Source organism: Paraburkholderia largidicola (genome assembly GCF_013426895.1).
GTDB classification, from domain to species: domain Bacteria; phylum Pseudomonadota; class Gammaproteobacteria; order Burkholderiales; family Burkholderiaceae; genus Paraburkholderia; species Paraburkholderia largidicola.
In genome coordinates, this window is record NZ_AP023177.1 from 435994 (window position 1) to 459548 (window position 23555).

The 23555-nt window shown below is 58.9% G+C and carries 27 protein-coding genes and 3 pseudogenes; 14 read left to right on the forward strand and 16 right to left on the reverse strand.

Going from position 1 to position 23555, the window contains the following annotated elements; genetic code table 11:
* Nucleotides 1-48: 48 nt before the first annotated feature.
* Complete coding sequence (locus PPGU16_RS41295) at nucleotides 49-453, reverse strand: hypothetical protein (RefSeq protein WP_243460789.1); 405 nt, start codon at nucleotides 451-453, stop codon at nucleotides 49-51.
* Nucleotides 454-964: 511 nt separating this feature from the next.
* Here PPGU16_RS41295 and PPGU16_RS41300 point away from each other — a divergent pair.
* From PPGU16_RS41300 to PPGU16_RS41310, 3 genes are all read left to right on the forward strand, one after another.
* A complete protein-coding gene (locus tag PPGU16_RS41300) occupies nucleotides 965-1507 on the forward strand; it encodes a TadE/TadG family type IV pilus assembly protein (RefSeq protein WP_180727350.1) in 543 nt (180 codons plus the stop codon).
* Nucleotides 1508-1517: 10 nt separating this feature from the next.
* On the forward strand, nucleotides 1518-2633 hold the full coding sequence (locus PPGU16_RS41305) for a TadG family pilus assembly protein (RefSeq protein WP_180727351.1): 1116 nt from the start codon (nucleotides 1518-1520) through the stop codon (nucleotides 2631-2633).
* Nucleotides 2634-3201: 568 nt separating this feature from the next.
* Nucleotides 3202-3393, forward strand: a complete 192-nt coding sequence (locus tag PPGU16_RS41310) for a hypothetical protein (RefSeq protein ID WP_180727353.1) — start codon at nucleotides 3202-3204, stop codon at nucleotides 3391-3393.
* A gap of 609 nt (nucleotides 3394-4002) precedes the next feature.
* Here PPGU16_RS41310 and PPGU16_RS41315 read toward each other — a convergent pair.
* A complete protein-coding gene (locus PPGU16_RS41315) occupies nucleotides 4003-4257 on the reverse strand; it encodes a hypothetical protein (RefSeq protein WP_180727354.1) in 255 nt (84 codons plus the stop codon).
* Between the two features lie 1552 nt (nucleotides 4258-5809).
* Here PPGU16_RS41315 and PPGU16_RS43455 point away from each other — a divergent pair.
* Together PPGU16_RS43455 and PPGU16_RS41325 are read left to right on the forward strand one after the other, a co-directional pair.
* Nucleotides 5810-6201 (forward strand): annotated as a pseudogene (locus tag PPGU16_RS43455) (hypothetical protein); the annotation flags it as partial.
* Nucleotides 6202-6276: 75 nt separating this feature from the next.
* Nucleotides 6277-6819, forward strand: coding sequence for a hypothetical protein (locus tag PPGU16_RS41325; protein WP_180727356.1), 543 nt, complete (start codon nucleotides 6277-6279; stop codon nucleotides 6817-6819).
* A gap of 639 nt (nucleotides 6820-7458) precedes the next feature.
* Here the strand turns inward: PPGU16_RS41325 and PPGU16_RS41330 are convergent.
* Together PPGU16_RS41330 and PPGU16_RS41335 are read right to left on the reverse strand one after the other, a co-directional pair.
* The gene (locus tag PPGU16_RS41330; protein WP_180727358.1) at nucleotides 7459-8625 is read right to left on the reverse strand and encodes an IS91 family transposase; all 1167 of its coding nucleotides are present in this window, start codon (nucleotides 8623-8625) and stop codon (nucleotides 7459-7461) included.
* A 20-nt stretch (nucleotides 8626-8645) separates the two neighbouring features.
* Nucleotides 8646-9152, reverse strand: a pseudogene (locus PPGU16_RS41335) (tyrosine-type recombinase/integrase); the annotation flags it as partial.
* Nucleotides 9153-9196: 44 nt separating this feature from the next.
* Between PPGU16_RS41335 and tnpA the strand changes: the two are divergent.
* From tnpA to tnpC, 3 genes are read left to right on the forward strand one after another with little or no spacing between them, the layout of a single operon-like run.
* Entirely contained in the window at nucleotides 9197-9664 is a 468-nt protein-coding gene (gene tnpA, locus PPGU16_RS41340) for an IS66-like element accessory protein TnpA (RefSeq protein ID WP_243460538.1), read from the forward strand.
* Nucleotides 9661-10005, forward strand: a complete 345-nt coding sequence (tnpB, locus tag PPGU16_RS41345; protein ID WP_180720033.1) for an IS66 family insertion sequence element accessory protein TnpB — start codon at nucleotides 9661-9663, stop codon at nucleotides 10003-10005. The genes tnpA and tnpB overlap by 4 nt, the downstream gene beginning before the upstream one ends.
* 30 nt (nucleotides 10006-10035) lie before the next feature.
* A complete protein-coding gene (tnpC, locus tag PPGU16_RS41350; protein WP_180720034.1) occupies nucleotides 10036-11586 on the forward strand; it encodes an IS66 family transposase in 1551 nt (516 codons plus the stop codon).
* A 19-nt stretch (nucleotides 11587-11605) separates the two neighbouring features.
* Here the strand turns inward: tnpC and PPGU16_RS41355 are convergent.
* The 11 genes and pseudogenes from PPGU16_RS41355 to PPGU16_RS41405 form a co-directional block, all read right to left on the reverse strand.
* Nucleotides 11606-12040, reverse strand: a pseudogene (locus tag PPGU16_RS41355) (phage integrase N-terminal SAM-like domain-containing protein); the annotation flags it as partial.
* Between the two features lie 366 nt (nucleotides 12041-12406).
* Nucleotides 12407-12709: a cyclic-phosphate processing receiver domain-containing protein gene (locus PPGU16_RS41360; protein WP_180727359.1), complete on the reverse strand. Its 303-nt coding sequence runs from the start codon at nucleotides 12707-12709 to the stop codon at nucleotides 12407-12409.
* 29 nt (nucleotides 12710-12738) lie between these two features.
* A complete protein-coding gene (locus PPGU16_RS41365; RefSeq protein WP_180727360.1) occupies nucleotides 12739-13266 on the reverse strand; it encodes a phospholipase D-like domain-containing protein in 528 nt (175 codons plus the stop codon).
* A gap of 484 nt (nucleotides 13267-13750) precedes the next feature.
* Entirely contained in the window at nucleotides 13751-14422 is a 672-nt protein-coding gene (locus PPGU16_RS41370) for a Lar family restriction alleviation protein (RefSeq protein WP_180727361.1), read from the reverse strand.
* 88 nt (nucleotides 14423-14510) lie between these two features.
* Nucleotides 14511-15209 (reverse strand): DUF5131 family protein, encoded by a 699-nt coding sequence (locus PPGU16_RS41375; RefSeq protein ID WP_180727363.1) that lies wholly within the window; start codon nucleotides 15207-15209, stop codon nucleotides 14511-14513.
* Nucleotides 15210-15368: 159 nt separating this feature from the next.
* Nucleotides 15369-15665, reverse strand: coding sequence for a hypothetical protein (locus PPGU16_RS41380; RefSeq protein WP_243460790.1), 297 nt, complete (start codon nucleotides 15663-15665; stop codon nucleotides 15369-15371).
* A gap of 89 nt (nucleotides 15666-15754) precedes the next feature.
* Entirely contained in the window at nucleotides 15755-15937 is a 183-nt protein-coding gene (locus PPGU16_RS41385) for a hypothetical protein (RefSeq protein WP_180727364.1), read from the reverse strand.
* Nucleotides 15938-15952: 15 nt separating this feature from the next.
* The gene (locus tag PPGU16_RS41390) at nucleotides 15953-16522 is read right to left on the reverse strand and encodes a hypothetical protein (protein WP_180727365.1); all 570 of its coding nucleotides are present in this window, start codon (nucleotides 16520-16522) and stop codon (nucleotides 15953-15955) included.
* Between the two features lie 61 nt (nucleotides 16523-16583).
* Nucleotides 16584-17804 carry a DUF1173 family protein gene (locus PPGU16_RS41395; protein ID WP_180727366.1) on the reverse strand — a complete coding sequence of 407 codons (1221 nt, stop codon included), beginning with the start codon at nucleotides 17802-17804 and terminating at the stop codon, nucleotides 16584-16586.
* A gap of 130 nt (nucleotides 17805-17934) precedes the next feature.
* Nucleotides 17935-18264, reverse strand: a complete 330-nt coding sequence (locus PPGU16_RS41400; protein ID WP_180727368.1) for a hypothetical protein — start codon at nucleotides 18262-18264, stop codon at nucleotides 17935-17937.
* A gap of 16 nt (nucleotides 18265-18280) precedes the next feature.
* The gene (locus PPGU16_RS41405; RefSeq protein WP_180727369.1) at nucleotides 18281-18478 is read right to left on the reverse strand and encodes a hypothetical protein; all 198 of its coding nucleotides are present in this window, start codon (nucleotides 18476-18478) and stop codon (nucleotides 18281-18283) included.
* 492 nt (nucleotides 18479-18970) lie between these two features.
* Between PPGU16_RS41405 and PPGU16_RS41410 the strand changes: the two genes are divergently transcribed.
* The 6 genes from PPGU16_RS41410 (at nucleotide 18971) to PPGU16_RS41435 (ending at nucleotide 22855) form a co-directional block, all read left to right on the forward strand.
* Nucleotides 18971-19192, forward strand: coding sequence for a hypothetical protein (locus PPGU16_RS41410; protein WP_180727371.1), 222 nt, complete (start codon nucleotides 18971-18973; stop codon nucleotides 19190-19192).
* A gap of 73 nt (nucleotides 19193-19265) precedes the next feature.
* Nucleotides 19266-19634, forward strand: a complete 369-nt coding sequence (locus tag PPGU16_RS41415; protein WP_180727372.1) for a hypothetical protein — start codon at nucleotides 19266-19268, stop codon at nucleotides 19632-19634.
* Nucleotides 19631-20272, forward strand: a complete 642-nt coding sequence (locus PPGU16_RS41420) for an N-6 DNA methylase (RefSeq protein WP_180727374.1) — start codon at nucleotides 19631-19633, stop codon at nucleotides 20270-20272. Before PPGU16_RS41415 ends, PPGU16_RS41420 begins: the two co-directional genes overlap by 4 nt.
* Before the next feature lie 251 nt (nucleotides 20273-20523).
* A complete protein-coding gene (locus tag PPGU16_RS41425) occupies nucleotides 20524-21243 on the forward strand; it encodes a Type 1 glutamine amidotransferase-like domain-containing protein (RefSeq protein WP_180727376.1) in 720 nt (239 codons plus the stop codon).
* A 137-nt stretch (nucleotides 21244-21380) separates the two neighbouring features.
* A complete protein-coding gene (locus PPGU16_RS41430) occupies nucleotides 21381-21935 on the forward strand; it encodes a GNAT family N-acetyltransferase (protein ID WP_180727377.1) in 555 nt (184 codons plus the stop codon).
* A 194-nt stretch (nucleotides 21936-22129) separates the two neighbouring features.
* Nucleotides 22130-22855 carry a transporter substrate-binding domain-containing protein gene (locus tag PPGU16_RS41435; protein ID WP_180727378.1) on the forward strand — a complete coding sequence of 242 codons (726 nt, stop codon included), beginning with the start codon at nucleotides 22130-22132 and terminating at the stop codon, nucleotides 22853-22855.
* Between the two features lie 134 nt (nucleotides 22856-22989).
* Here PPGU16_RS41435 and PPGU16_RS41440 read toward each other — a convergent pair whose 3' ends face one another.
* A complete protein-coding gene (locus tag PPGU16_RS41440) occupies nucleotides 22990-23409 on the reverse strand; it encodes an MFS transporter (RefSeq protein WP_180727379.1) in 420 nt (139 codons plus the stop codon).
* Between the last annotated feature and the right edge of the window lie 146 nt (nucleotides 23410-23555).

Below are 23555 nucleotides of genomic sequence, written 5' to 3' on the forward strand. Positions count from 1 at the left end.
GTGAAGTAGATCCGCCTCATACGCGTTTGCCGCGCGAAATGCTTCATGCTATTTCGACGGCGCCTGTCCGTTCTGTTCGGCGGTTTCTTCGGATGGCGTATGCGATGTACATGCCTGAAGCGCGGCCATCGCTTTTCGTGCGACGGCCAGCGTTTCCTCACACGCATTCGGCTCTTCAGCCTTGGGACATCCGCCTGCTGCTGTCACTTGTGCAAGTGCGGCCTGGATCTTCCTCAGTGCAAGTTCGGGTGAACCCGTGTCCGCAATCAGGCGCGCGAGATTGAAAGCACTGCCTGTCGGCAGCGCCACATAAGCGGGACAAACCGATTCAGCGCGCGCATCCACCGAAGACAACAACAAAACGAAAACCACGCTGACTGGTCTTTGATAACTGAAACCGCTGCGAATGACTTGCATTCCCGGCTCCTTGCGCTGCACGAGGAACATGGACATGTTTCGTGTCCGTTACCCATAGCGACATTGTCGTCGTCTCTGAGAATGCGACGCAGTAGAACGCGCCTTCGCCGAAACCCACTGTTCTGAAGAATGATTGTGCACGGCAAGGCTGATCTTGAAGTGGTTATAGCCGGGAATCCTTAAGGCTTGCTTAAGCGAACGCGTCTGCGCGTTTCACAACGATTCGCCGCGCTGTCTCAAGCCTGATACGGTTTGGGCGTGCACCGTTCCCTTAGCGGATTGAGCGCCTCCAAAGATACAAAAGCCTCACCGGGTACCTCACGCTTCGATCATGCGTGTCTGAGTTGAAACATCCGCGGTACACCCGCGTCTCCAATTGGTTCCGACTGCCGCATTTCCTCACAGCCTGCGCGGTGTGCCCGACATTGGCATGGCATTTGCGAAATTGCGTGCGCTTCGCGTCGACTAACTTCGAACAGATATACGGCGCGCATGACGGAAGCTGGTTTTGTCCGGCAACACATGAAGCGACTACGGGGGAGAAATCATGAAGCGAGACTCTGACAGCCGGGTGTCTGTCGACATCGAACATTCGAGCCTGCGGGCCAGCCTGATCGACGCGATTCGACGCGTTGGCCTGTGTGAAGACGTGCCGGCAGCGAGCCGACGTCGCCGGAGGAGTAGCAGAGCGCAACGCGGCGTAGCGGCAGTGGAATTCGCTATCGTGCTGCCGCTTCTGCTTCTGGTCTTATTCGGCATCGTCGAGTTCGGCGTAGCGCTGTACGACAAGGCGATGATCACTAACGCCAGTCGCGAAGGCGCGCGTGCTGGGGTCGTGCTGCGCACTCCGAAACCGGGCGCACAGGACATCACTAACGTGGTGCTCGCCTATAGCCGAAACTATCTGATTACCTTTGGCTCGAGCAACACACCGACGGTCAGTGTTCCTTCCGGCATTGGCGGTACGTTCGGCACACCGCTCACAGTCACTGTTTCGTACCAGTACGCAGGGTTAGGCCTGGGTGCCATGCTGTCCGCGTTCACGGGGCCGATCGTCATGACGGCCACGACGATCATGAACAACGAGTGAGGCGGCCATCATGCACGGGAAAAACAAGGCAAGGCAGCGAGGCTCCGTTGCCGTGATCACGGCAGTGAGTCTGGCTGCGCTGTTGGGGTTTGCGGCGCTGGCAATCGATATCGGCAACCTGCTGGTCGCGCGAAACGAATTGCAGAATGCCGCCGACGCTGCAGCGCTTGCGGGCGCGCCGTGTCTGTTCCAGCGTACGCAATGCAGCAACACCACGGCGACGGCGCCGGACTGGATCACGGCGACACAGAAGGCGTCGAGCTTCGCGACGGCCACGATTTCGAACAAGGTCCAGGGCGCCGCGATCAAGGTCGCGCAGGTCGCCTCGGGCTACTGGAACGTGACGGGGACGCCGGGCACGCTGGAGGCAGTGCCATTTACGCCTGGCGCGAACGATCTCCCCGCCATCCGTGTGACGATGACAAAGAGCACGGCGAACGCGAACGGCAGCATACCCGTCTATCTGGCAAGTGTTCTTGGCGTGTCGTCGCTGTCGGCCGCCGCCACCGCGACAGCGGCCGTGTCGAGACCGGGGTACGTCGGACCCGGCGGTCTCTTTCCCGTCGCGATTTCGAAATGCCTCTACGACAACTACTGGAACGCGTCGACGAATTCACCGAAGCTGGCAACGAGCGCTGCACCCATCAGCGGACAGACGGTGAATCAGACGCCCAATACGCCGTATGCCTTCCAGATTTCGTCGTCGTATCAGGCAAACGGCTGCGAAGCGGGGCAGTGGACGACACTGACCAGTCAGCAAAACGATGTGCCGTTCGTGAGAGGACTGATCGCGGGTCAGAATACCGATTCGCTCGGCATAGGCTCACAACCAGGCACGTACATCCAGCCTGGTGAGAAGAACACGCTCTTCACATCGATCGATAACTGCAGCGCCAACGGAGACCATTCGTGCGAGTACGAAACGGTGCCGGTCGTCAACAGTGTCGGGACGGGCTATCAGCCCGTGGTCGCGTTTGCCTGTGTGCGCGTCCTCAAGGCGGACAATGGATCGAAGCCGTACATACTCGTGCAGATGAGCAACCAGCCGGATAAGTGCCAGGCGTTGAACTCCGGCGGTGTGGGGCCGAATTACGGTTCCATCACGCCGCCGCGCCTCGTTCAGTAGCAAGCCACCTTCATCCGTCGTGGTGAAGGTCGCTGTGCTCGGCCACAGTTTTGGATTGCGCTTCACCGTATCAACGAGCTTTCTCACAAATGCCTCATATAGCCCGATCTTCGACGGAGTCGGATGCCCATCGAGCTGGTCGCCCGGCTTGACCATCGACGCAGCAGGCAGATTACTGATCGCATGAGCTACCGGCTATGCGACCGTTCGACCTTCGCATCGGATGGATAGTGCAATATGCGTGGCAAACGAGCGCCACGAACCATGCCCGCCACCGTCTGGTTTTGCACGCCATGGTGTGTCCGAGCCAGATCCAGTTATTGATAAGGTGTGCATATAAGAGCGGGCGCAATCATTTCCATCGGGCTGTTGCCGCCGACTCCGTTTTGTTCGAATGTCAAGATTGGTGCTAAGCACTTCGATGTCGACCTCAGCGCGAAACGGGCGGCATAGGTAAACTCGCAACCCGATCCCGGGCGTGTCGGCAACCCGTTCACCTTATCATCGGAGGCAACAATCGTTTCGACCTGCTAGACTGAAAGTTCCCCTGCAAGCCATGGAGGGAGACATGACGACTGTCTACGTCGTGAAGACTGGAGAGAAATTCCTCTGCACCGCAGAGGATGGCGATATCGGCATGGCGCCAGAGATTAAGGAAGCCACGTCCTTTCTCTCGTATGAGGAAGCGAACAAAGTCGCAAACGAGCACGCCGACCCCGGATACGAAATCGTGGCCGTCAACCGTACGAGACCCGGATGAGGAGTCTGTTCCGCGGCGCTCAGTAAAGGAATACTGGCGATCGAAAATGCGCCGTGCGATACCGTGCTACGGTCGGCCGCGTCCCAAAATACCTGAGAACGGACGGCACTACACGTCGCGATTCGCACGACGCGGTCGATACGCATATTGAACGATCGCATGCGATGCATTTTGGGGGCGGCAAGTTCGGGTCGCCCACCTTCATCGGCACACGCAACGGCATTGAAAGCGTTGTGTCTCCGGTCACGAGGACCGGCCTCCGGCGTCAGTCTCGAAATGCTGATCGAGTCACTGGACGATGACTTGGATTGGACGCGCTCGCCGCGTAATGGGCACCCCCGACCCTGTCGATACACGAGCGCGACCCAAGGTCCCCGCCGTCGGACTTGGAAGCAGCGACAGCGGCGCCCGCAAGCGACCGGACAACGGCAGATTCCGGTCCCACTTGATGAGCCGGCGTAACCAGATCCGCCGAAACACTGACGCATTCGTGAGTCCACGTTCGAGACCAGGTGTGCTCGGGTACTTCGTCGCAATGCACGGCAACTTTGCATCCGGCACGTGGGTCCGTTCGAGTGCAGATCGAGGCGGGGCGGGCTGAAGACGGCCCTATTCCGGTCGCTCCAAGACGAGCGCCGCAGCACTGCGCTCATCAGCTGTCTTCAAAAGATCAAGCAGCTGCTCGCAGTCGCTCGGAAACAGGCAGGCAAGCGCGAATTCGCTAATAGTTATGACCTGACCTCGCGGCAGCAAATCCAGAATGCCTGGAAATTTCACGCGAATGATAAATCCAAGGCAGGACAACGCAGACAACACGACGGCAGAAAACGCCACCTTTTCGAGAACTCGAAAATTCAATTCCATGATTGCACCCGTCGTATCTGTTGCGTCAAATCCGTCAAGCCACGCTTTGACCGGTCTTTCGTATATCGCGATGATGAAATGGGGTACCCAGATGTTGCCCGATCTGCCACACCGTATTGAGGAGCAGTGTGCATGGGACGCTTAATCCGGAAACATAACAGCTATGCCAAGGATAGACGCTTACATTACAATATACTTTCAATAAATCATCGAACGCAAATGGTTCTATGTCACCGCGGTGCCGCGATCTGGGCACCAAGTGTCAATGTCGATTGAATTCCGATGAATCTGAGGATGATTCATCCGGCGGCGATATTTGTGAATCGGTTGGGCGGCGGGGCGTTCCTTGGTCGGCAGCAAGATGATCGACTCGATGCAAAGGGACTCGGTGGAAGCCGAAAACATCCACGCAAAGTGGCTGGTCTGGCAGGGCAAGGGCAGGAGGGTGTTGGAACTGATCGAGGCACCGGACAGTAGGCTCGTAGTGGGAGGGATACGAGTTCAATACGTCCAGCGGAATCTGAACAGTGCGTCCAGTTATCTGAAGAAGAATGCGGGCACGTTTGGTCAACTACAGTGCATGGCATCGCAAGGGTTTGCCGATAGGGGTTAGGGCAAATGCGTCGAGCAACTGGATGGAACAAGGCGAGCAGGTGCAATGTCTTTTGCAATTGACCCGCTGTCGCCGAGATAGTGGTATCAGCCCTTGAGGCAGCCCGCGGCCCAGTTGCCGCCGCTCGTCACGTGCGCGACTGCTCCGTCCCAACTCCGGTCATTCGCGAACCTCTTTGCGGGGTCATTCCAACGTCGGCTTTCTAGCAAGCGGCCGTTCAACTGGCGGTCACCGACGTCGCATTCCGACCTGTGCTGCGGCGTTTAGCCAACTGAATACCGCACGATCAGCCCGCATCCATTATTCACGAAAGAGGAACGCTGGCGACGATTCTGAATGGTCCGGACTGCCTTAATGGGTAGGGACGTAAAGCCGAGGGTAAACAATGGCGGTGCCACGAAATTGCTGACCTAGTATGCAGAAGTTGCTATACGTTTGCAGGGTGACCTGCGTTTTGTCTCGGCGGCTCAGTTCGATAAGCCCGACGCAGTTTAGTGCTGGGCTAGACTGCACTGGGTTGGGAATTGCTCATGTAGAAGGACTTGGCTTGACATGGCACAGTCGGTGAATACCTAGAACTCGGAATGCTCGCTACGGTAGTCGGCGACCGGCGTTCTTGCTGTCATTCCCGTCCCGGAATGCTCCGCCTTTGGACTTGGGAGCCTGAACGATATGGCAGACGACGCGCAGGAAATCATCGGCAAGTGGACTGTCAGAATCAAAGATTGGGTTTGGGAGTATGAATTTTTGCCTGACGGAAAAGTTACATGGCAGGACACGCGCAGCAGTGAAAAGGGCGTGGGTCGATGGTCGCTTTTGTCAAAGTTTATCAACATATCGTGGATCGACTCTTCGACCAAGGAAAGCTGGTACCGGCCTATAACGCCTCTGAAACAACAAGGGTGGTATAGCTCGACCTACTACACCGGCAAGTTTGAGATGCAGAAGGTCATCGCCCCACCTCCCGGAGACACTGACCTCACTTGGTTCGAGTTCGAGCCGGACGACCCTGCAAGGCCTGGTCAGATCAACATCCTCGTTTCATCGCCAAGGAACGATGCCCAATATATCGACCGAGTCGTCACCGCAGTTGGATTCGGCATTTACTTGGGCGGCTACCACGTCTTTTGTGAAGGCGTTGACGTACCTGTCTTCGTGCCCGAGCAAATGGTCGACTTTGCAATTGGAGTTGTGGCCGAGGCTTCCAATGAGATTTTCAATACCATCGATGAAGCCAAGTCCGCTGCCGCCAGCAACCCACGGCAACCGTCGATCGCGTATTTTCGGGGAGCGGGGGAGCCGTCGTCGCACCAACCGTAATATGTCCGGCAAGCGCGCCACAACTCGTAGCCACGATGCTGGAGGCGCGGCGCGAGTTAGGCAAGGCAGTTGCAGACGAGCTGACAATGCTGGCGATTTCACTGGTCGGCAGCATGATCTTTAGCGCCCTTGTATCGCGGATTGTCGGTGTTAAACGTGGTGGAAAAGTGCCACCCAACAAGACTCCCAAGTTACCAAAGATTCGGGCGAAAAATGACCAGATCAACATTGCTGGCGGGTTGGAGCCGGGCAGTGATCAGTTCACCAACTTAAACCCCACCAATCCGCAGAGTGGCGGCCCGGGACGGGGCATTCCAAATCACGTCAACGGCTCGTTTGAACAGATCGCGGACTTCTTTCAACCCGGCACGGTTAAACACATCATCTCAAACAGGCTTCGCTTTTGGGACGTGAAGGACTGGAGCGCGGCAGCCAAGGGCGCCTTTAGTGTCTTGCGGTCAGGTGGACGCCTCGGGACTGGGCACCCAATGAGTGGGTTGAACGTGTGGGCCTATGAGGAGGACGTTCCTGTGATGCTCAAAGCGTTCAACGATGCTGGATTCAAGGAGGTTAGAAACGTGGGCCAAAAATCGGGATCTGGGGTGGTAATTTCCGCGGTTAAGCCATAGTCGTTCTTACGTGTTGGCACGCTCCCTTGAAATGCGGCAAGAACGACCGCTGGACTTCGCGCGGTCGCCGAATCGGCACCTTATCGTCGACTGTCGGCTCAGGCCGAACTCCCGTCTTCGAATGCGACTAAACGGACGTCCGTTGTACCTTGAAAGTCGCCTTATATGTCGCGTTGGATCGACCGGCCGCAGTGGGTCGGGAGTGCGCGTTGACGATCGGCCGCTTTCGGGAACCGAAATACCAATGACCGCTTTGCGGCGATGAGTTCGAAGCGCGGATGGACTCAGGCCGTTTAGGTTTGTTCGACGCCTGCCCTCGAGTACGAGCTCATGAGTCAAGGACAACGCGTGCGGGCAGGCGTTGAATAAACCTCGAGGAAGGAAACCGCGGAGTGGTCCGATGGGGCCAGCGTCTTCGCTATGGCGATTGATCAATCCGAGCGGTCTGTGTTGCGGGTGGACGGCGGGCGATGCGAACACCCCCAGAGGCGTGGATGGGGCAATTGAGGCGTTGGGGCGTGCGGTTCCGAGTCCGGAATACGGCTGTGCAACCGTGCATGACACCGAAGGCACAACCGTCCACTCTTCGGCCGCGATGACGCAAAGCCGACGGTTGAACTGCAGATCGACGGGAGGCGCTCATCGCTGTGCTGCCTTTGGTGGTGCGCGAATCGGTACGGTCCGCGTCAGAATGTCGATGACGTGCATCGGCGCGCCGCAATGGCGACAGAAGAAGGTCGGTCGATCGCCGGTGATCGCATCGTTCGGTGATGGGCAGAGCTTGGGCGCAACGCCGAGCAGCGTACGAATCCTGGCCAGGTTTGTACGGCGCACCGGGTTGGCGAGCAAGCCATAGTGGCGGATTCGATGGAAGCCGGCGGGCAACACATGGAGCAGGAAGCGGCGCATGAACTCGCTGGATTCGAGCGTCATCGCTTTATAGCGGGTACGGCCCTTCTCCCGGTAGTCTTTCCAGCGGAAGCTCACGCTCCGCCCATCGAAGGCGAGCAGGCGCTGGTTGGAGATGGCGACGCGATGGGTATAACGTGAGAGGTAGGCGAGCACTGCGTCAGGGCCCGCGAACGGACGCTTGGCATACACGAACCATTCGGACGCACGCAGCGGCGCGAGCCACTGCGCGAAGACCGCTCGGTCAGCAAGCTGCGCATACTCGCCGAAGAACTGAAGCCGACCGCGCTGATGAGCATCAGTGAGCGCTTCGAGGAAGAGCCTGCGAAACAGCCGTGAGAGCACACGCACTGGCAGGAAGAAACCGGGCCGACAGGCGATCCAGCGACCGCCGTTTGCTGACAGGCCACCGCCAGGGACAATGCCGTGCACATGCGGATGATGCGTGAGCGCTGAGCCCCAGGTATGCAGCACGAGCGTGGCGCCAATGTCGGCGCCCAGATGCCTGGGGTCCGCCGCGATGGTGCGCAGCGTCTCCGCGGCGATGTCGAACAGTAGCCCGTAGATGACGCGCCTGTTGTACCAGGCGATCGCACTGATCGCTGCGGGAAGCGTAAAGACGACGTGGTAATACTCGACCGGCAGCAGATCGGCCTCGCGGGCTTCGAGCCAGCGGCGCGCGGCACTTGCCTGACACTTCGGGCAATGGCGATTGCGGCAGGAGTTATAGGCGATCTCGGTTCGTGAGCAGCCTGAACAGCGCAGCACATGACCGCCCAGCGCCGCGCTGCGGCACTGTTCAATGGCCGACATCACCTTCAGCTGCCCGAGGCTCAGTGCTACCGTGCTTCGCCACGTGGGCCCGCAGGCGCGGAAGATGTCCGCGACCTCCAGCATTGGATCGGTCCGCGCGTGCGTTATTCGAGGCGCAGGCGCTCCAGGGGACTGACGACTTCATGCAGCAAGTCGGTGGCGACCTGTGCGTAGAGCGCTGTTGCTTCGAGCTTCTTGTGGCCAAGCAGCACCTGGATCACGCGAATATCCACCTTCTGCTCGAGCAGGTGCGTCGCGAAGCTGTGGCGCAGCGTATGCATCGATATGCGTTTGTCGATCTGTGCGGCTTCGGCAGCGGCGCGGATCGCGCGATTGAGTTGACGCGGAGTCAGTGGGTCGACAGGATCGAGCCCTGGAAACAACCAGCCGCCGCCGGGCATCTTGCCCTGGGCACGGGCCACGCGCCACCAGACCCGCAGGCGTTCGAGCAGCACCGGCGAGAGCATCGCATAGCGATCCTTGCGACCCTTGCCCTGTTCGACGCGCAGTGTCATGCGCTGGCTATCGATGTCGCCCACCTTCAGCGCGACCACTTCGCTGGCACGCAACCCCGTGCCGTAGGCTAGCGACAACGCTGTCTGATGCTTCAGGGTAAGCGGCTCACGAGGGCCGTTCTGGCATAGCGATTGAGGTTTTGGATAGTTTGGTATCCACCAAATTTATGGTGGGAACCAAAGTGGACAAGACGTGGGATGAGCGCTCCGCAGGCAGCGCATATAAACGGCCGAACTTTCCGACCGAATTCAAGCGGCAACTCGTCGAACAATCGTTCGAGCCGGGTGCGTCGGTAGCGTTGATCGCGCGCAGCAACGATATCAACGCGAACCTGCTGTTCAAATGGCGGCGGCTCTATCTGGCAGGAGAGTATGGTTTGCCAACGCTCCCGGAGGGCGCGGCGCCGAAACCGACACAGCAGGCACCTTCGCTGTTGTCTGTGGATGTCGTCGCTGAAGCAGCCAGCCATACGCCACCGACGGCAGTCACGACAGTACGGTCTCCAGAGGATCTTTGTGAGATCGAGTTCGACCGTGCGCGCCTGAGAGTTCGCGGCAACGTGTCACCGGATATGCTGCGCCTGCTGATTCGGGAGCTTACCCGATGATCGGCCTGCCGGCTGGCACTCGCATCTGGATCGCTGCCGGCGTCACCGACATGCGCGCCGGTTTTCAGGGGCTGGCGGCGAAGGTGCAGACCGCGCTCGAGGAGAATCCGCTGGGCGGCAACGTCTTCATTTTTCGCGGGCGGCGCGGCGACCTGATCAAGATCTTGTGGGCCACAGAGGACGGGCTTTGGCTCCTTGCGAAGCGGCTCGAACGAGGGCGTTTTATCTGGCCGCAGGCTGACGGTGGCAAGGTCCATCTGACCCATGCACAACTGTCGATGTTGCTCGAAGGCATCGACTGGCGTCAGCCGCGTCGAACGGCGGCGCTATCGGTGTTGTAAACGGCCTGGCGCACGCGTAAACTCCGGCGCATGACCGATGATGTCCCACTGCCGGATGACGTCGATGCGCTCAAAGCCTTGCTGATCGAGGCCCGCGCCCAGCTTGCCGAACGTGATATCGAGATCGAGCAGCTTAAGGCTCAGATCGACAAGCTCAGGCGGATGCAGTTCGGCCGCAAATCCGAGCAATTGGACCGCCAGATCGAGCGGCTCGAAACCAAACTGGAGGATCTGACGGGTGGGCGTGGTGCCGCCGATGTTCGCCGTGCCCGCGCGTCGGGTACGAGCGCGCCAGTCGGTACGACGGCCCCGAAGGAGGCGTTGCCGCCGCATCTGCTGCGCGAAGAGCACGTGCTTGACACTGGTTCGAACTGCCCGAACTGCGGCAACGCCATGCAACCACTTGGCGAAGACGTGTCTGAGCAACTCGCCCGTGTCGCCGCCGCGTTCAAGGTGATTCGCACAATCCGGCGCAAGGCAGTCTGCCCCTGCTGTCATCACTTCTCCCAGCCGCCAATGCCGGTGCTACCGATCGAGCGCAGCATTGCGCATCCGAGCCTACTGGCAGATATCCTCGTTTCGAAGTTTGCAGATCATCAACCGCTGTACCGGCTATCGGAGATTGCTGCGCGTGACGGCGTCACGCTCGATCGCGCCAGCATGGGGCGCTGGGTCGGTCAGTGCGAGGAGCTCTGTCGTCCGCTGACCGAGGCGCTGCGTCGCTACGTGATGGCGAGTTTCAAGCTGCATGCGGACGACACGCCAATTCCTGTGCTGGCGCCCGGCAACAGGAAGACCCGCACGGGCCGACTGTGGGTCTATGTTCGCGATGACAGTCGCTCGGGATCAACGGAGCCGGCGGCGGTCTGGTTTGCATACTCGCCCGACCGCAAAGGCATTCACCCGCAGAGCCATCTCGCCGGATTTGAGGGCATCCTGCAGGCCGACGCATACGGGGGCTTCAACGAGCTGTATGAAGGCGGCAGGATCCGTGAAGCGGCATGTTGGGATCACGCCAGGCGATATCTGTACGATGTTCATGTGCGTACACCCACCGAAGCGACAAGGCATGTGCTCGAGCTGATTGGCGAACTTTACGGAATCGAGGCCCATATTCGCGGCGCACCGCCAGGCGAGAGGCGGCAGGTACGACAGCACAAGAGCATACCGGTGTTAGCGGCCATCAATGCATGGATGACACACAAGCGCGCGACACTGTCAGCAAAGTCGGAACTGACCAAAGCGATCAACTATTCACTCAATCAATGGGACGCGCTCGTTCTGTACTGTGACGACGGTCGCGTCGAAATAAGCAACGCGCTGGCCGAAAACGCCTTGCGCTGCGTAAGCCTGGGGAGGAAGAACTTCCTCTTCGCAGGCTCCGACAGTGGAGGGGAAAGGGCTGCGGCAATGTACGGCCTGATCGGGTCATGCAAGCTCAATGGGATCAACCCCCTCAGCTACCTTGAATATCTCCTGACCCACATCGCCGATCACAAGATCAATCGCATCGGTGAACTCCTGCCATGGAATGTGGCAGACAGACTGCCCGTCCTGTCACCTCCACCGATCTCCCTCTGATCATTACCCTTCGGTCCAGTATCACTATCATCCCTCGCGCGCGCGAGTTCCATCGAACGGCCCTCGCGAGCCGCTTACGCTTCAGGTTACCTGTTGCCGCAATCAGTCGCCGGACCTCGTCAGGGCTAAGGACGACCGGCAATATGCGCGGCACCCGCACGGGCTGCATCCGGGCCATCAATTCCGGCTTCTGGAGCGTGATCTCGAAGAAGAACTTCAGCCCGGTGATCGCGGCATTAAGGGAGACGGGAGACGTTCCGCGGTCGACCAGATACAGCTGGTAGTTTCGCAGGTCTTCGACAGTCGCCGTGTCGGGTGAGCGTTTAAGATATCTGGCGAATTCACGCACAATGCGCAGATAGCCCGCCTGAGTCTTGGGAGAAAGCTGGCGCATGCGCATGTCGTCAGTCATACGCTGACGCAATGGGCTGGCGCCCGGTTGATTGGAGGTCATGATGCAGCTCCGTTTGAAGAACGAGGCGGATTGCCTCGACCTCCAACATACGGAACTGCGCTGCGGACCTCTCTGAACCCCGTACGCCTGGTCGGAGCCCCCTACCGCGCGAGCGGTTTCGTTCATCGACCCACAAGGGACAGTCGGCTTTCTCTCTAGAGCGGTCATTCGGTTCTGGCTTGGGTCTCGAGCCATCGTGTCTCCACGCGCGTTGGTCGCCCCCACTGCCGCGCTTTCGTTAACATTCTCCGCATTCGCCGGTGCAGATCGGGAGTTCGGCAGCGATTCCTTTGACGATCAACGCTTTTTCAAGTCGCCCAGTGCCGGGTCAACACGGCATCCTCTCCACCTGAGTTGAGACAGATTTTATATACCCTGTCGTCCTGCCAACGATTTAATCGCTTCAATCCCTGCCGTCATTCGCGCCCGTGCTGCGGAGTTCGCAGAATGGACGACAATTCTCGGCGGCTTGAACCCCCGGAGCGCAACAGCCTTCTCCATCCAGACAATCACGTCGTAGCCGGTCCCGCGCTCGTCATTACCTAGATCGTGGTCAAGACTGATCTCTTCTACACCCCCCGCTTCGAGAAGACGGATGGCCTCGTCGGGCCAGTACACCCTAATCCAGCCTGGCGGTGTCTCTCTCAGATCGTCGAGATAAACTTTCAATCGTCCCCCAGGATGGCCGATCGTGTCCTCTACAGAGTCACTGCTTCCGCTGTGGACTCTTCCGGGCCGACAGCGCGGCTCCCACAAAGGCCATCTACGTGACGCAGGTACTCAGCGATTTCAGAGTGCTTCTCGTCCCCGACTTCGCCGTCGATCGGCGCAGACAGCTCTTCATTTACGCGCAGCCCACCCTCGGTCATGTTTGCAGACCCGATAAGCGCATGGTATTTGCCTTTCGACTCGAAGTACCACAGTTTTGAATGTAGGAATTTCTTCGTCGTGGCGATCACGTTGACGCCCAGCTCTACAAGCAGATCTACTGCAGCTTGTTGCACTTCGGTCTTCTTCTCGTCTTTTCTTGGGCGATTCGAATAAACGGTGACTGCCACGCCGCGCGCTACTGCCCCGGCGATCGAGTCTTTCAGCAAGCCGACACCATCGAGCTTGATCCAGCCCGAGCAGATAACAACGCGGTCGGCGTCAGAAAGCAGCTTCTCAATCGTTGCCAAGTGATTCCGCTTTTGTTTTTTTGGTACGTTATAGAGAAGTGCTGGCACGGCAGGCCTTTATGAGAGTGACAGGCGGAAGCTTACAGCAACGCCGCCTGCACCCGAAGTCAGACAGAGGGCCCTTTCGCAGATCGAGACGGCGTTTTCGCCGTCGGCTTGGAGGCCACGCTCTTGCCGACGCGGACCGCTTCGACACCAGCGCGATGGAAAGGTGTGCCCGAGTTGTCGCGGGGCATTTCCTTGAGGAGCGCCCGACGTTGCAAGCGCTCTGGTGCTCGACGAGGCGGCCCACAAATAACGCTGTGTCCCAGGCGCACTTCATCTGCAGTCGCCGCGTTACGCGCAACGCAAGCGTGGGTAGTCGATTGTTGACGTTTCGGATGCTCTCGTCGAATGGCTGTTCCTGGCCGACTAGGTGAGGTCGCCAACGGCCGCTAACCGGCATTCCAGTTCTCGAGATGTGAATTTCGATGACTGACCGGTTTGGGCAGCGCTGTCTGACCGGGAACATCGAGCACAATCGACAGCATGGTCACCAGCGGTCCCGATCCGGCATGCCGTCGATTGCCACCGCAATCCGGTCCTCGAACATCAGGTCGGAGTGCTCCTGCGGTGTTGGAATTGTCGGAAACTGGATATAGCGATTGCCGTCAACGTCGAGCCACTTCACGAGTTGAACCAGCTTCCGGTAACGAGCGGCGTCGCGCAGTACCGGTTCGATCGGCCAACTGTCGATGGTCGAAACCGAGGCGTCGACGAGACGCTGGGCGAGTATCCTGAACAACGGCCCACGAGTTTCCCAGTCCTCGTCGTTGCGGGAGAGCATGTCGATGACCATCTGAGCGTCACACGCACCAAGCTCTTTTTCGATGAGGTCGCGCAGATCGCCTTCGGTAACCTCGGGCCGGGTCAAGCGTCGATTCCAGACGGGCGCCGCCTCTTTCAGGGCGTCCGCCTCGTTTTCGGCATAAGGAAACCACGGCGTCGACATGCCGCAGTCCGCGCAATAGATGCAGGCGAGGCGCTCTGTTTGAGGAGCGTACGGCGGGCGTCTGAGGGTATCGCCGATCTTGGGCGGCCCGGCATGCCGCCCAAATTGGCCGTAGTCGAAGCCGGTCTCGCCGATCTCCGCGACGACACGTTGGGAAAGGCCGACGGTAGCCCGGCCGCCGCAGTGGTCGCACGGATAGAGTTGTTCGTACATTTGGAGAATCCCGCGTTCCGTTATCTATCCTGGATTATCGTTGGACAATGGAAACGCGAAAAGGCTGATTTACATCTAGAAAGGTTCTTTATTCAGCGTCGGACAACAGAGGCACGGTAAGCCGAGGAAAGTCGTCATGAATACGGCCGTCAAGCTCGCGCCCGGCGGCCTTTTTACCGATTCTGTCCATAGTCTGGCAAAACGGATCTGGACCGAGGGGATTCCAATTTTCGTTGTAGTCAAAAAATCCGCTTTGGATTTTACCTCTATCGCGTTCGATTAAATCGCTACCGGGAAACAGGTTGCCCGGTGCCCATTCTCCCCACTGCTTGAAGTGATAGGCGACCCCGGCGGCGGTGCACTGGTCGCGCAACGACCTTGCCCATGATGGATGCATCGGGCGAGCGCCCCGGCCGCTCTCACCGCCGACGAAGATTCCGTCGATCATCGGAGGAGCCTGCAATTCATTCGGCGTTCCCCACGGGCCAATCCAGTCGTACAGATTGACGGGACCGAGCAACGGCTCCATCGACAGGAAGCGGGTGTTGACGGGCGCGTCTATCAGTTTATCAATGCGCGCGGCCGATTCATTCCATCGCGCCGGCTTTGCCCAATGCGCGTCGCTGTATATGCGTCGCTGTGCGCCGGGCCCCCAGTTCTCCCCGCGGCGCAGCCAGTGGTTCATCGACTCCGCGTAACAGTGGTCACAACACGGGCCGACTTTCTGGCAGCCTTCCCACGGCGACCAGGTCATGTCCGTCCATTCGATTGCGGTAAGCGCACCCATGGCGATCCTCCTACGCTTCGAGTTCGAGCTGGACGGCCAGCGATCCGCGCAGCCGCGCCCGCGCTTCAATACTTCCGAGCCAAACCCTAAAGGTGACTGCGTCGAGCGAAGTGCTTTGCATCGGTACGATCGCGTGGTCAAGCCGCAAGCCAGTGACGTTCAGGCGATCGAGTGTCTGCGGATCAGGTACACCCAGAAATACCAGCGCTGGACGAAGTACCACCACGTTTTGGCGCGGTCGAGCTCGGCCCATGTCGCGGTGAAGTCGAGCACTGAGCCGACAGCGCTGAAAAAGACGCAGCGGATTCCGTCGGGTGTGAGGGCGGCGGCCACGACCTGTCGGCCGTTGGAAATGGACTGTGGATCGTGCGCTGCACAGCCGAGCGCCGGATAGCGACCAGCCCAGTCGAGCGCACGTGAGATTGCACGCTCCAAAAAAAACGATTTGCCTTGCATGGATGCCTCGTTGGTTGGTGCCGCTCGAAGAGGGCATAGAGGCATCATGGCGTGCGGTATGGAAAGTCAAGATGGCGCGCGCGACGTTGTCAGGCCACCGTCGGCTGGGGGCGCTTGAGGTTCGCGATCGTTTCGAGGATGAGGGCGAGCCCGCCAACGATCCCGGTCTCGTCGTTGGGGATGTTCAGCGCCTGCCGGATTCTCGAAAGGTCGCGTGCGGCATCGCGATAGAGGTATTTGTACTCGTCTGCCTCTTCCGCATGGTTAAACAATTCCTCGACTGCCTCTCACGCCGAGTTGGGGATGTCGCGCGGCGACTGTACGGGGAACACGTGGTACTTCAGGAACACGTCGCGGATCATGGTGCGGTTTACATCGAGGTACCTGAACCCGCGACCGGCCGGCAGCGCCTGCAGAAACTCGTGCACGGATCGGGTCCACTCGGCGTTTTTGTCGTCCGACAGGACCAGCTTGCGCAATGCCTCGAGCGTGAGTCGCTCAAACTGTGTCCCTGAGGAGATGCGTGGTGAATCGGGATGCGCGGTCCTGAGACGCTGACCATCGCGCCAGGCCAGGCGAAGTGCTGCCTGGGTCGATGCCGTCTCGTTCGGATAGTGGCGCCTGACCCATTCGTGGCTCAATACGCGCTCTTCGTCGGTCCATGTGTCGCCATCGGGAAGATGTGAGACGGCTTCAATCGCGCGGTCTACCTTCGCGATGAGACACGCCAGCTGCTCCCTGAGTGCCTCAAGCCAAAGACTGATGGAGTCAGGTCTCGCATTGAGAACAAAAGGCGATGCGGCATATCTCGTGAAGTTCAGGGTATCTTGCAGAATCTCGGCGAGTTGCGGTGACATGAGTCGCGGTCTCCTGTTCAGCTTATTGCAGGTAAGTTATTCGGGCTTGGGTACTTTCAAGTCATTGACTGATGGCGGAAGGGATCAGGACGTGCTCCAAGGCCTCTCGATCGACATTCCATTCAACGGCAGGAATTCGGCGTGCGACTCGCAGAGCCTGCTTTTCTCTCTTACGTGCCTCATATGAAGCGACGCCGTTCATCCCGTAGACCTCGATGTGAGTGGCCGTGCCGGTGTCGCGCAGGATGAAATCGGGAAGCATGTCGTCTGCTTCGGACAGGCGCATGGGTTTGACAAAATTGCGGCGCGCGGCAACGAGCCGGTTAGCCATCGCAACCTCGTGAATCGAGTCGCAGGGCACGAACGTCTGGGAGCAAAGCATCGCTGCAAGATCGACGACTCTCAGATGACCCTTGGACGTCCGCTCAACGAGGAGGAGGGCGACGACGCGCGCGCTTCGATCGCCGAACGCACGCCACGCATGGGCATACGTGCGCTGCGCGTGCTCGATGAGGTTGCTGCTGGCGTAGTACTTGCGCGCGCTCTGACGCAGACTGATGGCGTGGCCGTACTGCGTCGGTGCGATTTCGCCGACCTCCCCGATGATGAGCGCTCGCCGGGTAGTTGTGCCCTTCTCAGTCGAAAGCCGCGCTACGAACGTGTCGAACTCGGCGTTGATCGCGGCACGATCCGCTTCATCGAACCGACGCATGATGTGCAGGACATCCTGTGCGTCGGCGCCATTGATCAGCGCGGTGCCGACTTCGGCGAGTAACTGGCTGTTGCAATGTCCCCAATGGCGCCACGTGGCGGTACCCAACCATTGATTGAGGCCAGCTTCGGCCCACAATGTCTGGAGGAACGCCAGCAGGGTCGCGGAGCGCCGGCTCTGGCGGGTGGAAGTGTGTGCGGCCGAACCGCGTGATCCGGTGACTGTCTCGCGCAGCGTTAGGGACGCGTCCAGCTTGACGTTCAGGCCTGCGGGAGTCGCGAGAATCGCGGCCGTTGAGTCGCCACCCCCGGCGGGCTTTGCGACGTTCGGGTCTTTGAAGAAGTCGCAATCGCTTTTATGACGATGACCGTCTTCTGGCCAGCCAGCGAGGTGAAGCAACGAGCCATATCGGCGGATCACGAGCTGTAGCGGTGTTGTGCCCGTTGAGCACAGGCAGACTGCATAGCCTGGCGTGACCTTCGCGCGCTCAAGGCGCTTCACATAGCGCGCCGGGTTTTCCTGCACGTCGCTGAGCGGTACGGTCTCGCCGTCGAAGGATACGTCGTACATGTCTGGTCTCCATAGAAAATGGCCGCGCTGGCGGCCACAGGCTTGAAGTGATGTCGTCGGTTCAGGCTCGCCGATGGCCATATGGGCGAAATCTGGCGACATGATGGCGGCGGCGAAAAAAACGAGGGGATCAGCGGTGGTCGTGGTTAATTCGAAACTCGCGTCCGGTCGCCTTATCGGTGAGGAACCACTTCCCGCGGAAGTCGGGTGACATGGCATTGGGATATCGCTGCTCCATTGCCGCCCGCTTGCGGCGCTCCCGGCGCGCGCGGAGTTCGACACGAAGGGAGACAATCAGGCTTGCCGCGATAACGGCGCCGATTACACCCAGTGTCATCGCGAGGGCGGTCCAATTTGGCCAGTGCGAGTGCTGGGTAGCGAGGGTCGCGAGATTCCAGACGAAGAGGGCTGCGCAGATGATCGTGCCGAGAATGGCGCCGTTTTCAACAGGACTAAACATAGGTTGCTGATCCGGTTTAAACAATGACTTCGATATCGTCGTCCGAGCCGCGCCAGAAAGAGCCGTCGTCGACGTCCATCACAATGACGATCCCTGCCTGCTCATCGTGCGCCGTTACGATTCCTTCGCCGAAGCTCGTCACATCGGTCCGATAGATGACGCGACGTCGATACAGTGGCGATGTGGTGTTCGGATGATCCGCGGCTTGCGACATAAGATCTGGTTCCTTAACGCGCGGACAGGCGCGCATGTCATTGTCGATCGCGCGTCGAGTGTGGTGTCATCCGAAAGCTGGCCGGTTGCGGCAAGCTTTTGATCTGCGCGGTCGAATGGCCAAAAGCTGTATGGATTTCTGGAGCTTTCTGGGTTAGGTACCTGAGCCGGCTCGGGTGACTCTTTGGTGCCGCTGTCGCGGGCAAACCCGATCAACGCCTCTAGACGCGCAGGCTGCAACGAACTAGTCCACAGGGTTATCCAGAAAATCTGTGGATAAGGTTGCCCGGATATCAGATCACGATCCCGGCAAAAGCCGTACGAATCACGCGCCCATTTCCCGTTGAGCAGGTGTCTGGGGGCGCTAAGATGGTTTCATCAATCGCGTCCATGACGCATCGACCGAACGCCTGCACATGCAGGCGTTTTTATTTACCCCGACGGGTCCCACACCCGACGGGCGTGCTCCCGTCATCTTGACTGGAAGCACACCATGAACAGACAACGCATTCTTCGATTCGGCCTGATGGTCTGGCAGACCTATGGCTTGCCTCATGAGCAGTTGCTGCGGATCGTCAGGGCGAAGAAGCGCCACTCCGCGTATTTCCGTGCGGCAGCGCTTCGTCACCTCGTAGCAGGAGCACCTCTCTCGGTTACTGGCGGCCGCCCGTTTGCCGAGCGCCGCCGGCGGGTGCGTCGGTATTACGGCATCTGAACAGCACCTTCTACCTTCCCATCGGGGCCCGCCCCGCTGGGGGACGCGCCCCGGATCACATTTGGAATCCGGCATGTTTAATCACTTCATCCAAACTTTTATTGATGCACAGACGGCTGCATGGCGTCACTACAGCGCTGTTGCCGCAACCGAAAAGCGTTTGTTCGGCGAGACTCCCGATCCTGCGGTACGCGTTGCTTCAACCGACCAGGTGATCGGCGAACTGCGCCGTACGTATCAGACGCTGGCCACCCGAATCATCTGGAAGGCCCGTGATGAGTTCGCCGCCGGATCGGTGCGACCCGTCGTGGATCGCGCCGCGATATTCCAGCTGGCTGGCTTTGACGTAGAGCGTTCACTGGCGCTGGGAGAGGTACCTGATTTCGACCGGCTGTACGCGGTTCTTCAGGCCCATTTCGGCGCCGGGGAGGATCTGCGGTGAGCCGAAAAGCTGCGCAACGCAAGCATGATCTGACCGCGGACTCTGCACAGAAGGAACTCGTCAAGCTCATCCAGTCGTTTTCCTATGGCCACCATCTGCATACGGTGTTTTCCGAGTTTGTCGAAATAAGCGCGCTGGCGATCAGTAACAGCGTCGATCGCGCGCAGTTCGATGCGCGCGAAAAGCGCTACCTCGAGATCGTCGGGAAATACAAGCGGGAGGAAGTGGAGCGCTTCCCGCAGATGCTCGGTTTTCTCGTTGAATCGTTCGAGCGACGCGTGGCGGTGGTCCGCAAGGAATCCGCAGACGGTCTGCCAGTTAGTGGCGGCCTGACCGATGTCCTCGGCGAAACGTACATGATGTTAGGCCTCGGCAATGAACGGGCAGGGCAGTTCTTCACGCCCTACAGCGTGTCCCGCATGATGTCGATGATGTTGATGGGGGACGTCGGTGCGGAGGTTGAGCGCCGTGGTTTTCTCCGGATGCATGAACCGGCCTGCGGCGCTGGCGGCATGGTGATCGCCGCAGCGGATTCAATCCTCGCTGCAGGTCACAATTTTCAGCAGACGATGCACGCAACCTGCATCGATATAGATCCTTGCTGCGTCCACATGACGTACGTCCAGTTGTTATGTTGATTGTGTGGGCGTCAACACTGGTCCTTTCGCGCTAACCGATCGGGTTTCAGGCCTATCTGCGTAGAATATTCTGTCTCTGTGGTTGGTTCCAGCTTTGCAACGCAGCAGTCGCGGTGAGGCGTGATTGATAGTCCAAGGACGCTGCCCGGCCACGTTGCGGACGTTCGACGTGGGCCCTCAAATCGTCGACAATCTCGAAACCAAGCGTCAAACGGTTCGCGCGACAATCGACGATCAACGAGGGGGCATCCATGCAACGCATCCTTGCCATAGGCGGTGGCGGCTTCATGATGGAAGACTCGCCATCGCCAATCGACACGCATATCACTCGCCTCACAGGAAAGGCGCGGCCGCGTATGTGTTATCTCGCCACGCCCAGCGGAGACCTACCCGCTCACCTCGACAAGTTCGACGCCGCCTACGGCAGTATGGGTTGTAAAACATCTCATCTTGCATTCTTTCGGCAACCCGACTCGAGGTCGATTCTTGTCTCCGACTTCCGCCCAAGACTGCTTGAGCAGGATGCCATTTATGTAGGTGGCGGGAATACCCGATCTGCACTTGCCGTCTGGCGCGAGTGGGGGCTTGATACGACTTTGCGAGAGGCGTGGGAAAGCGGCGTATTGCTGGCGGGCATGAGTGCAGGCGCAATGTGTTGGTTCGAGGCTGGCCTTACAGATTCGTTCTGGGGCTCGGCTCATCGTCCGCTCGATTGCCTGGGATTACTGCCCGGCGGCTGTGCTGTTCATTACAGCAGTGATCCAAAGAGACGCGAAACATTACATGCCGCGCAGCAAGCCTGTACGATCCCACCTTCGATTGCCATTGATGACTTTGCGGCCGCCATGTATTTGGGCACTTCCCTCGACAGAGTGTTTTCGTGGCGAACGGGATCGACCGCGTATCAAGCTTATCGCGACGGCGGCACGGTGATTGAAACACCGTTACCGGCCGAACAAATTGGCCAGTGAGACCAACGATTCAGAGTCCGTTGGGGAAGTCCGAAGGATCAATCGGGCTTGGTCGCTGCCTGCACCGTCGGTCGGCCGTCAACCAGGGCGAAACATTCGGGATCAACTTTCAATTTTGAAATGGAACCGCTCGTCCAATGAACGTTTCGTCATCGTTCGAACACGAGATTCGCCCCGCAACGACCGCTGACGCCAAAGGGGTAGCCACGGTTCACGTGGACACGTGGCGAGAAGCCTACAAGGACATCGTGCCACGCGAATACCTCGCTGCTCTCGATGTGGTCACCCGGGCCGAGAGGTGGCTGAAAACGTTGACGGCTGGAACGCCATGCGTGCTCGTCGCTGTAGTGGATGACGCGGTAGTCGGCTGGATCGCATACGGCCCATCCCGTGATGACGACGTTGAATCGTGTTGCGCAGAGATCGAAGCGATTTACGTGGCACCGGCCTTCTGGAACCGTGGCATCGGGACGGCGTTAATGAGCGAAGCTTCAGAAGGACTCTATGCCGAGGGCTATTCCGAAGTCACGCTATGGGTGTTGAAAGATAACAAGTCGGCGCAGTCCTTCTACGTTCAGCGCGGATTTCGGACCGACGGCTCAGCCAAGGTCATCGAGATTGGTGGCGCTCCCCTGACGGAAGTGCGTCTCAAGAGGCGTATCGCTGTCCGACTGGAAAACGCTCCCAGATGACTGACTGCTATTTTGAAGACTGTCTGTCGGCAATGGGTGGATTATGCCTTTTGCATGAAATCCCGTGCCCGCGACGATCGCTGCACTCGGTCGTCGGACGCTGGTCGGCCAAAAGGCGACCCACGTTTGTTTGAGTACAATCGTCAACAATCGGCAAGGCTGCCCATTGCCGTTTCCGCTCGGCGAGGAGAAAGATGAAGGTAACCATCGCATATATCGAAGAGCCGCCATTCGGATGGACAGATGCGAACGGGGCGGCTACAGGAGCAGACCTTGATTTGGCGGACGCGATCCTTCGTGCGATCGGCGTTACCAGGATCGAGCATCGCATAACCACTTTCAGCGAATTGTTGCCCGGGGTAGCGGCTGGCCGCTGGGACATGAATGTCCCGCTGTTCGTCACCCCGGAACGCGCGCGTCTGGTCGCGTTCAGCATGCCGGTATGGGCGATCAGGGATGGTTTCCTTGTGCGAACAGGAAACTCAAGAGCACTTGATAGCTACGCGCTATTCGCGAAAAGCCGCGACGCGCGCCTCGGCATCATTGCCGGGCAGGTGCAACACGAGTCGGCAAAGGCGGCAGGAGTGCGCGATGAGCAGATAGTCATTTTCGATCAACAGGCCGACGCAATCGAAGCCGTTCGGTCAGGGGCGGTCGACGCTTATGCGAGTACCGCCTTGGGAAACCGCATACTGGCCGATCGAATCGGGGCGCCTTTAGCAGCGGTAGATCACCGACACGAAGCCAACGAAGCGGAGCAACTACCGATCGGGGCATTTTCGTTTAACAGGAACAACCGAGATCTGCTGGTCTCGGTAAACGAGCAGCTTCGCATCTATTTGGGATCCCCCGATCATCGCAGTCGCATGGCGAAGTTTGGATTGACGCCGAAGGAACTCGATCCTGTACTTGTCCGCTGAACTGGGCCACGCCCCCGCTGGGGTCCCGTAGCTTGGCATGCCGGAACCGGCTATGAAGAGACTTTCAAGCTTGTCACTCAAATGAGCGCTTGCTGCAAGCTTTCGGTGAAGGTCGCTGTGCTGCTGTCGTAGGCCTATTCCAGTGACACTTGCCGGGGGATTGTCGGAAGTATCAGCGCGGACGCTGCAAATCCGATTGCACCGACGCTACCGAATATCGTCCATGTTTCGAGCGACGTTCTGTTCAAAATAAGCCAACTACCGGTGTAGTAACCAGCGGCGCCACCCAGTGCCCCTGCGGCACTCAGCATCCCGAAGAACGTTCCTTGGCTTCCGTCGATGGCTAACGATGCTGTCATAGTTTCAAGTGCCGGGAGCATGATTGTTTCGATGATCGTGTATCCGGCGATAAATAAAAGGAACCAACCGAGACTGAGCACAGATCGTCGACGATCCTTAGCCATCGGTTCACAAATCAAATTTAATCTGTCAATATGGCTAGCATGGAACTCCGTAACGTCCCGAACCAATCTCGTCATCATCACGGTCGTCACCAGACGCGCCGTGGTTCGTTACGTCCATAACAGGACATCTGGGATTGCAGTTCCCCTTCCTGTACAAACGACCAAGGCGCCTACGGCGCCTTTTTTTATTTTTGCCCTGAGAGGACTCTCATGACCATGATTCGCGGAACTCGCTT

Excerpts from the sequence above, each read along its gene's own strand:
- PPGU16_RS41325 (WP_180727356.1), top strand. The coding sequence starts at position 6,277 with ATGCTGGCGATTTCACTGGTCGGCAGCATGATCTTTAGCGCCCTTGTA.
- PPGU16_RS41435 (WP_180727378.1), top strand. The coding sequence starts at position 22,130 with ATGAAGGTAACCATCGCATATATCGAAGAGCCGCCATTCGGATGGACA.
- PPGU16_RS41400 (WP_180727368.1), bottom strand. The coding sequence starts at position 18,264 with ATGTTTAGTCCTGTTGAAAACGGCGCCATTCTCGGCACGATCATCTGC.
- PPGU16_RS41390 (WP_180727365.1), bottom strand. The coding sequence starts at position 16,522 with ATGTCACCGCAACTCGCCGAGATTCTGCAAGATACCCTGAACTTCACG.
- tnpC (WP_180720034.1), top strand. The coding sequence starts at position 10,036 with ATGACCGATGATGTCCCACTGCCGGATGACGTCGATGCGCTCAAAGCC.
- PPGU16_RS41380 (WP_243460790.1), bottom strand. The coding sequence starts at position 15,665 with ATGCAAGGCAAATCGTTTTTTTTGGAGCGTGCAATCTCACGTGCGCTC.
- PPGU16_RS41330 (WP_180727358.1), bottom strand. The coding sequence starts at position 8,625 with ATGCTGGAGGTCGCGGACATCTTCCGCGCCTGCGGGCCCACGTGGCGA.
- PPGU16_RS41295 (WP_243460789.1), bottom strand. The coding sequence starts at position 453 with ATGTCCATGTTCCTCGTGCAGCGCAAGGAGCCGGGAATGCAAGTCATT.
- PPGU16_RS41310 (WP_180727353.1), top strand. The coding sequence starts at position 3,202 with ATGACGACTGTCTACGTCGTGAAGACTGGAGAGAAATTCCTCTGCACC.
- PPGU16_RS41305 (WP_180727351.1), top strand. The coding sequence starts at position 1,518 with ATGCACGGGAAAAACAAGGCAAGGCAGCGAGGCTCCGTTGCCGTGATC.
- PPGU16_RS41405 (WP_180727369.1), bottom strand. The coding sequence starts at position 18,478 with ATGTCGCAAGCCGCGGATCATCCGAACACCACATCGCCACTGTATCGA.
- PPGU16_RS41410 (WP_180727371.1), top strand. The coding sequence starts at position 18,971 with ATGAACAGACAACGCATTCTTCGATTCGGCCTGATGGTCTGGCAGACC.
- PPGU16_RS41300 (WP_180727350.1), top strand. The coding sequence starts at position 965 with ATGAAGCGAGACTCTGACAGCCGGGTGTCTGTCGACATCGAACATTCG.
- PPGU16_RS41430 (WP_180727377.1), top strand. The coding sequence starts at position 21,381 with ATGAACGTTTCGTCATCGTTCGAACACGAGATTCGCCCCGCAACGACC.
- PPGU16_RS41425 (WP_180727376.1), top strand. The coding sequence starts at position 20,524 with ATGCAACGCATCCTTGCCATAGGCGGTGGCGGCTTCATGATGGAAGAC.
- PPGU16_RS41415 (WP_180727372.1), top strand. The coding sequence starts at position 19,266 with ATGTTTAATCACTTCATCCAAACTTTTATTGATGCACAGACGGCTGCA.
- PPGU16_RS41375 (WP_180727363.1), bottom strand. The coding sequence starts at position 15,209 with ATGGGTGCGCTTACCGCAATCGAATGGACGGACATGACCTGGTCGCCG.
- PPGU16_RS41395 (WP_180727366.1), bottom strand. The coding sequence starts at position 17,804 with ATGTACGACGTATCCTTCGACGGCGAGACCGTACCGCTCAGCGACGTG.
- tnpB (WP_180720033.1), top strand. The coding sequence starts at position 9,661 with ATGATCGGCCTGCCGGCTGGCACTCGCATCTGGATCGCTGCCGGCGTC.
- PPGU16_RS41315 (WP_180727354.1), bottom strand. The coding sequence starts at position 4,257 with ATGGAATTGAATTTTCGAGTTCTCGAAAAGGTGGCGTTTTCTGCCGTC.
- PPGU16_RS41370 (WP_180727361.1), bottom strand. The coding sequence starts at position 14,422 with ATGTACGAACAACTCTATCCGTGCGACCACTGCGGCGGCCGGGCTACC.